This is a genomic window from Microcoleus sp. BM001215392, from assembly GCF_036700185.1.
Classification (GTDB): domain Bacteria; phylum Cyanobacteriota; class Cyanobacteriia; order Cyanobacteriales; family Microcoleaceae; genus Microcoleus.
In genome coordinates, this window is sequence record NZ_JAUBOJ010000420.1 from 1 (window position 1) to 6,050 (window position 6,050).

At 45.9% G+C, this 6,050-nt stretch carries 4 protein-coding genes; 1 reads left to right on the plus strand and 3 read right to left on the minus strand.

Going from position 1 to position 6,050, the window contains the following annotated elements; all coding sequences use genetic code 11:
- Positions 1–460 precede the first annotated feature (460 nt).
- Both QT974_RS29565 and QT974_RS29570 read right to left on the minus strand, forming a co-directional pair.
- On the minus strand, positions 461–1,465 hold the full coding sequence (locus QT974_RS29565; RefSeq protein ID WP_333471953.1) for an MvdC/MvdD family ATP grasp protein: 1,005 nt from the start codon (positions 1,463–1,465) through the stop codon (positions 461–463).
- Positions 1,466–1,672: 207 nt separating this feature from the next.
- Positions 1,673–1,891 carry a hypothetical protein gene (locus tag QT974_RS29570; RefSeq protein WP_333471954.1) on the minus strand — a complete coding sequence of 73 codons (219 nt, stop codon included), beginning with the start codon at positions 1,889–1,891 and terminating at the stop codon, positions 1,673–1,675.
- Between the two features lie 199 nt (positions 1,892–2,090).
- Between QT974_RS29570 and QT974_RS29575 the strand changes: the two genes are divergently transcribed.
- Entirely contained in the window at positions 2,091–2,585 is a 495-nt protein-coding gene (locus tag QT974_RS29575) for a hypothetical protein (protein WP_333471955.1), read from the plus strand.
- A gap of 479 nt (positions 2,586–3,064) precedes the next feature.
- On the opposite strand, the gene priA is transcribed toward QT974_RS29575, so the two are convergent.
- Positions 3,065–5,650 carry a primosomal protein N' gene (priA, locus tag QT974_RS29580; RefSeq protein ID WP_333471956.1) on the minus strand — a complete coding sequence of 862 codons (2,586 nt, stop codon included), beginning with the start codon at positions 5,648–5,650 and terminating at the stop codon, positions 3,065–3,067.
- Positions 5,651–6,050: the final 400 nt, after the last annotated feature.

Consider the following 6,050-nt stretch of genomic DNA (forward strand, 5'->3'; position numbering starts at 1 on the left):
CCTTAATAAGGGGGGGACTGGAGTGTTCAAAGTCCCCCTTTTTAAGGGGGATTTAGGGGGATCTGGTCTCTGCATTCAACGATAAATAGATAAATACCAAGGTATTCAGGTTTAAGTCATCAGAAAGTAGGGTGTGTCGCCACGAATAATTCTCGATATTTGCCAAGATTCAACGAGCGACGCACCACCACCACCATCAAGGGGGTAAAAGTCCGGATTTAGTATTAGATAATCCTAGCTACAATGTTCTTAGTTAAGTTTGTTTACTCAAATATTGTCGCTGTAGTTCGTTCATTCCTTGTCCGGAGCGAGGAACGAAGCAATCCCAGCGCTGATTCCTTGTAACGAAGCAATCCCAGGACTGATACCTTGTCATTGCGAGGCACGAAGCAATCTCAGGGCTGATGCTTTGTCATTGCGAGAAAGCAATCTCAATAAAATGCGTAATTCCCGATCAAATTCAGCAATCCTGTTGATATTGAAGCGCTAAATCTTCGATGAGTTCAACCATTGCGCGAACCATAGGCATTTTAGTGAGATTTTCGATCCAATACCATTGTCCGTTGGGATTGAGTTCGATAAAATAGAGCGTGTCATCCTCGTCGCGAATGATGTCGAATGCACCAAAATTCAAACCAAACTCGTCAAGCATTTGATGGAGTTTGTTGAGGTAATCAATTGGTAGCTTGTCGGGAACGTGAACGAGTTTATCCGGTTCGGTGACGCGCCAATCTAAAGTTACATCTGCATCGTTGGTATGTTTGGCGTCAATGCGACAGACAAAATCATGTTTACCCATTAATGTAACGCGATATTCTGCTTTCTTTTGAATGCGTTTTTGAATAAAAACAGGTGCCAATCGAATGCTTTCTCGAAATGCTTCAAGTGTTTCTACATCAATGGGGCGAGTATAGCAAGCGTACTGTTTTTCATCATGTAGGAATCCAGAGTAGCGCATCGGTTTGACAATGCACTTTCCCTGTTGTGTCACAAAGTTGCAAGCAGCATCGTAGGAATTTGTGACAAGTGTTGGAGGGATAGTAATTCCCAGTTTTTGAGCAATGGGGATTTGGTTGATGCGATGGGATGGCAATCTAATCTTGTAGTAGTTATTGACCCACCTCGCTTTGGGATATAAGCCAGACAGAGAGTATATTAAAGATTCTGTTTCTTCTTGACAATACTTGATTGCCCAAGCATCATCAACTTCTGGAAACACTTGATAATCTTGTGGTTTGCGCCACCAAATCACGCCAATATCTTGAACTTCTTTCAAGGAGTCTTCAAAGGACAAAAAACTTTGACTGGGATTGCCAGAAGCTTGCCACGAGTAAGCATATTTGCTTGTTTTAATAAAACTTTCTGAATTCAATCGAATTGCTCGAATATTTGAGTTTTGCAATTCGTTGATAACGACATCTGCATGAATGTCTGTCTCGGAAGTCACGATTAAAAGGTCAGTCATACTATTTTATATTTTAGATTTTAGATTGGAAATGATGGATTATGTATGGGTTTCGAGCTTGTATGCGGTTGGATTTTTTTTGAAACTGGTATCGCAATCAAACTAATTGAAATAATGTTGACAGTGAAAGACCTGTCATGCAAAAATTCATACAGGTCTTTCAAGAACATAAAGGGCGATCGAATTATTTCTTAGTAATTCAAAATTCTAGTCGTCCTCTTGCTGGTCGTCATCACTAGGTTCAAACTGAAAAATACTGGAGCCAGCACGAGTAGACCAGGAGCCGCTCATGGAGGTGATGTTAGAAGTCTGCGTGCTGGGATCGTAGCTAGATTGCTCTTGGGAGATGCTGTACTTGGGCGAGATGCTGAGGTGCATCATCAAAGGATTTGCTTTTTTGTCGAGAGCGAGTTGGGTAGTCGTCATAAGTTAGTTTCTTTGAGCGATGATTTGATATTCACAATGCTACAGCTTGCCAATTAATTTGTATAGTCGAAAAAGGTCGGATCAAGTCGTATAATATAAAAAGTTTTGATAAAGCTTTAATCGTTTTTGTATTCAAGGCGAAAATAGTCGGATCTAGACGGTTTTAGTTCGATCGCTCGGATATTGTGAGGAGGCGCGGGTGAACGTTAAGGAAGCACTGGCTTTTGCGGATGAAGTTGTCTTTGCGAAAACTGGCAAGCATTTAGATGATATGCAAGTTGGTGTGATTGAGGGCGTTTTGAAGCGGCAAAAGTACGGCGATATTGCCCAAGCGCTGAACTGTACTGAGGGTTATGCTAAAGATGTGGGCTACGAGTTATGGCAGTTGTTCTCTGATATTTTTGGAGAAGATGTTAATAAGTTAAATTTGCGATCGGCACTGATTCGCAAGTCGATGATTAGCAACGTTACTGGCGCTATCATTACTGGCCATCATGTCGCTCACAATCATGTAATCGGATCGCTAAATGTCTGCACATCACAGGAAGAGTCGCCTGAGTTTTTGCGGGGAAAGCAGCGGGCGAAAATTGAGGCGATCGATCGCTTGCAAGCAATAGGTTTGAGCGACGAGCAAATCGCGCAATGCTTGGATATGACGCTAGAAGAGATTCGACAAGTCGATTTAACAGAATAGAAGTAGTCACTACAAACCAATTTTAGTAGTTGTAGGGTGCGTCGCCATTAACAATCTCTCGCCTTGCATATCGAAAATCTCATAGATCCGCACCGGGTGAAATAGGTATCAGGTGCGTCAGTTTGGAGATGATCGATTATTTACACAATCGTCGAAGCTGACGCACCCTACGATTCTAATTCATCTTAAATGCCCCAGGCGATAAATGAAATAACTCAGCTAATTTCTGAATTTGACTCACCGTCAGTTCCCTGTTACCATTCAAAACCTCAGCCACCAGAGACTCAGTAGAAAAAATATCAACCAAGAAGACCGGGCGGTTGAAACCGCGTCTATACAGACAAAACCCGACGGGAGCGGGTTGAAGACCCGGCCGTTTAAATTACGTTGTTTTCTTCAGTCCACGGAGGTGGACATTGTTTGTGTAGACGCGGTTTCAACCGCCGTCTTATTGGGGATTCTCGCTTTTCCATCCCCCATCAACCAAAATTCAATGGATCGACATCAATAGTTAGACTAACAGAACGCGGCGCGCGTGAAGCGAAGCTATCCCGAAGGGAATCGCGCAACCCGACCAAATCCGACAAATCCAGCGACTCATCCAAAGGTAATTTCAGCAAAATCTGCCACCGATAGCGGTTCGCCACCCGCATAATCGCCGCCGGTGCAGGCCCCAACATCTCGCAGCCAGACGCCGAAAGTCGATCGATATATTCGCGACAAACAGACGCCAATTGTACCGCAGTCACCGCAACTTCCGCCGCATCAACACTACTCAACCGCAACAAAATCAACCGCCCCGAAGGTGGATAATTCAGCGCCGCCCTTTCTGCTAATTCCGTCTCCACAAAACCCGCATATTCGTGCCGCCTCACCGCTTGAACCACTCGATGTTCGGGAGTATAAGTTTGAATAATTACCCGCCCCGGATCGTCGCCTCTACCCGCACGGCCCGCAACTTGAGTTAAAGTTTGAAAAGCTCGTTCGCTAGCGCGATAATCCGATAAATTCAGCAACCCATCAGCAGACACAACTCCCACCAATGTAACTTGAGCTAAATCTAACCCCTTCGTCAGCATTTGTGTACCAAGTAAAATATCAGCTTCCCCATTGGCAAATTGAGTTAACAATCTGCGGTGGTCGCCCTTATTTCTAGTAGTATCGCTGTCAAACCGAATCGCCCGCAATTCTGGAAACAATCTCGTTAATTCCTGTTCCACTCGCTGAGTGCCGCTACCAAAGTTTTTGAAGTAAGGAGAACTGCATTCTGGGCAATTTTGAGGGTGTCTTTCCGTGTGGTTGCAGTAGTGACAGCGCAGGATTTCTGCTGTGCCTTCGCCAATGTGGTGATAAGATAGAGAAACATCGCAATTCGGGCATTCCATCACATAGCCGCAACTCCGACAAGACACAAACGTGCTGTGTCCTCTGCGGTGAATAAATAGGATACCTTGCTGTTGTCTTGCTTGCAATTGTTCCAGGGCATTTTGCAAAGAAGTGCTGAAAATTGAGCGGTTCCCTTGCCGCAATTCTTGGCGCATATCCACTACTTCCACGGGCGGCATCGGGCGGGAATAAACGCGAGTTGGTAATGATAAATAATGGATAGTTGGCAAGGAGTAATCATCGCAGCGCGTCCCCACCAATGTCTCTAAAGCTGGCGTTGCAGAACCTAAAATTAAGGGACAATTTTCTAATTCGGCGCGCCATTTGGCGACGGTGCGGGCGTGGTAGCAGGGCGCTGGTTGGTCTTGTTTGAAGCTGCTGTCGTGTTCTTCGTCGAGGATAATTAAGCCGAGGTGAGGTAAAGGTGCAAAAATGGCCGATCGCGTGCCGATGACAATTTGCGGCGTTCCTGTGAGCATCTGGCGCCATGTATCGTAACGTTCGCCGTCGGATAGGGCGCTGTGGTACACGCAAATTTGCTCGCCGAACCGGGCGCGGAATCTGTCTGTCAGTTGCGGTGTGAGGCCGATTTCCGGGACGAGGACGAGGGCAGATTTGCCGCTGGCTAAGATTGGGGCGATCGCCTGCAAATACACTTCAGTCTTACCAGAACCGGTAACGCCGTGCAACAGCACTTGACGGAATCCCGAAAAAGAGTTAATAAATGCTAAAGCTTCAGCTTGAAAACGAGTTAAAGTTTTCGGTGCATCGGGTAATTGAGCAATTGGGCGATCGCCCCTGAGAACTTCCCTTTGATCGATCACAACGCTACCTTTCTGTTCCAATTTTTTGACAACCGAAGCACCCGCGCTGCAAATTCTCAGCAAATCATTCATCCACATTTCACCGCCGCCGCGCCGCAAAACTTCCAAGACTTCTTGTTGGCGCTTAGTTAAATCTGTCACAAAGGCGGTGGGGATTAATATCACTGCCGGTTTGAGTTGTGGTTTCGGAGGATTGGGCGGTTCTAAATAACTTTCTACCCAACCGCGTTGCAATAAATCTTTCAATCCCCGATAACTTCCCTTGACTTGGCGCTGAAGGTATTGCCAAGTGTAATCGCCCTTTTTTTGAGCTTGCAGCAATTGCAAGATTTGACTGGCGGCGGGATTCAAAAATGTTTCGGCATTGGGAGAAACAGCATCTTTAATTAACCGAATCCTGCGCACGGAACGGCTTAACAAACCGGGTGGCAGCGAAGCTCTAATTACTTGAATTAATCTTGTACAATAATAAGCAGATACTCGTTCGAGCAATTCCCAGTAAGTAGGCGGAAAAAAGCCCCTACTCACAACATCTTCGACATCTTTCACCCGCGCCGGATCTAAGTCTGCCGGCAGTTGAGAAACGAACCGAATCGCGATCGCCCCTACCTGTTGGCTGCCAAATGGTACACTCAAAATATCTCCCGGCTGCACGTTTAATTCCGCAGGTAAGCGATAGGTAAATAACTTGTTTTCCTCCCCCGGCGAGTCCCCCGCGCCCCTGAAAGGAGAGTCCACCAACACCTCGATCCACTCTGCACGCGCGATGGGGAGTTGTGGCGGTTGGCTGCTACCGTAGGATGCCCCGGCCTCTGCCGCGGAGGGGGTTGATAAACCAAAAGTGACAGTAGACATAGGGTTGCACATCAAACTAGGAGGAGCCGCGGTCATAGGGAGTTTTTATTATCCCTCAGTTTAGCTGATTAAGACTAAAATCCCTGAAAAATCTCGCTTCTAACTTAGTCTAGATCCCCCTAAATCCTCCTTAAGAAGGGGGACTTTGAGAATACTCCTGTCCCCCTCCTTTTTAAGGGGTTAGAGGGGATATAGATCCTAATCGTCAGACAGCAGACTGATACTACATTCGCAGCTCAACTTGACACCAATCGACACTGCCGTTTCATTAGCCGATATCTGTAAATTAGTCAACTAAAAATATAGCCTTTCTCAAAAAAGTGAGGTATGCCCGCTAGTCTTATGCGGGTGCATCTGGTTTTTGAAGCCTGAAGAAGCATGACCGCATATAAGTTATTAG

Bases quoted from the DNA above. Each gene is read 5' to 3' on its own strand.
- QT974_RS29565 (WP_333471953.1), bottom strand. From the start codon at position 1,465: ATGACTGACCTTTTAATCGTGACTTCCGAGACAGACATTCATGCAGAT.
- QT974_RS29570 (WP_333471954.1), bottom strand. From the start codon at position 1,891: ATGACGACTACCCAACTCGCTCTCGACAAAAAAGCAAATCCTTTGATG.
- priA (WP_333471956.1), bottom strand. From the start codon at position 5,650: ATGTCTACTGTCACTTTTGGTTTATCAACCCCCTCCGCGGCAGAGGCC.